The organism is Brachybacterium alimentarium (assembly GCF_002332425.1).
GTDB classification, from domain to species: domain Bacteria; phylum Actinomycetota; class Actinomycetes; order Actinomycetales; family Dermabacteraceae; genus Brachybacterium; species Brachybacterium alimentarium.
Genome location: NZ_NRGS01000053.1, coordinates 1 through 1,367 on the forward strand (window position 1 = coordinate 1; position 1,367 = coordinate 1,367).

Consider the following 1,367-nt stretch of genomic DNA (forward strand, 5'->3'; position numbering starts at 1 on the left):
TGAACCGACCCAGGTTTGATGCCGTTGCTGTTTGAGTCCGGAAGGATGGACAGCATGCCGAAGAAGATCGATCCCGAGCTGCGCGCGAGGTGCGTGCGGCTGGTGCGCGAGCACCTGCAGGAGTACCCGACCTTGACCGCGGCGGTGACCGCGGTCGCCCGCCAAGAAGGTGTCTCCCGCGAGTCGGTGCGGCGCTGGTTGGCCCAGGCCGAGGTCGATGACGGGACCCGGCCGGGTGTGACGAGCGAGGAGTCTGCCGAGGTCAAACGACTGAAAAGCGAGGTCAAGCGGCTGCGGGAGGACAACGAGATCCTCCGCCGTGCCTCGATTTTCTTCGCGGGGGAGCTCGACCCCCGCAACCGTTGATCCTCGCGTTCATCAACGAGATGCGCGCCGAGGGCTATGCAGTCGAGTCGATCCTCCGCGTCCTGCGCCAGCAGGGCCTGAAGATCGCTGCACGCACCTACCGGGCCTGGAGACGCCCGGCCCGCATCGCGGCCCGCACCGTCACCGATGCTCTGGTCGAGGACAAGATCCGCGCCCTCGCCTGGAAAGTCAACGAGGCCACCGGGCAGATCGAGATGACGCCGGAGGGTCTGTACGGGCGACGGAAATGGGTCGCTCTGCTCCGCCGAAAGCCCGGCCTGGCCGGCACGTCACGCGGCGCTGTGGACCGGGCGATGCGGACCCTCGGACTCGAGGGCGTGCGCCGGGTGAAGAAGCTGCGCACCACCATCCCCGATCCGGACGGAAAACGGGCCGGTGACCTGCTGAACAGGGACTTCACCGCTGCGGCACCGAACCGGGTGTGGGTCACCGACTTCACCTACGTCCGGACCTGGGCAGGGTTCGTCTACGTCGCGTTCGTCCTGGACGTGTTCGCTCAGCGGATCGTGGGCTGGCACGCCTCGACGTCGAAGAAGGTCGACCTGGTCATGACTCCGCTGCGGATGGCGCTGTGGCAGCGAGACCGTGACGGCCACCCCGTCGAACACGGTGAACTGATCCATCACAGCGACGCCGGATCCCAGTACACAGCGATCCACCTGAGCGAGCATCTCGCTCTCGAGGGCATCGCCCCATCGATCGGATCCGTCGGCGACGCATACGATAATGCGCTGATGGAGACGGTGAACGGCCTGTTCAAGACCGAATGCATCCGCACGACCATCTTCCACGCCGGCCCCTACCGGACCCTCGCAGACGTCGAGTACGCGACCGCCGGCTGGGTCGACTGGTACAACAACCGCCGTCTCCACGGCTCACTCGGGATGCTCACCCCAGTAGAGTTCGAGACGCTCCACTACGAGGCCCTCAACCGAGAGCCCGAACCCGCAAAGTAGCGGCAGAGAACCCGGGTCGGTTCA

Annotated in this window: 1 protein-coding gene; it reads left to right on the forward strand. The window is 66.1% G+C overall.

Annotated features, from left to right (window positions below):
- The first annotated feature begins 54 nt into the window (after positions 1 to 54).
- Positions 55 to 1,343 (forward strand): IS3 family transposase gene (locus tag CIK71_RS17150; protein WP_096166884.1). Its coding sequence is split into 2 segments (ribosomal slippage): positions 55 to 328 and positions 328 to 1,343, totalling 1,290 coding nucleotides; the frame shifts between segments, so codons are not numbered across the junction.
- Positions 1,344 to 1,367 lie beyond the last annotated feature (24 nt).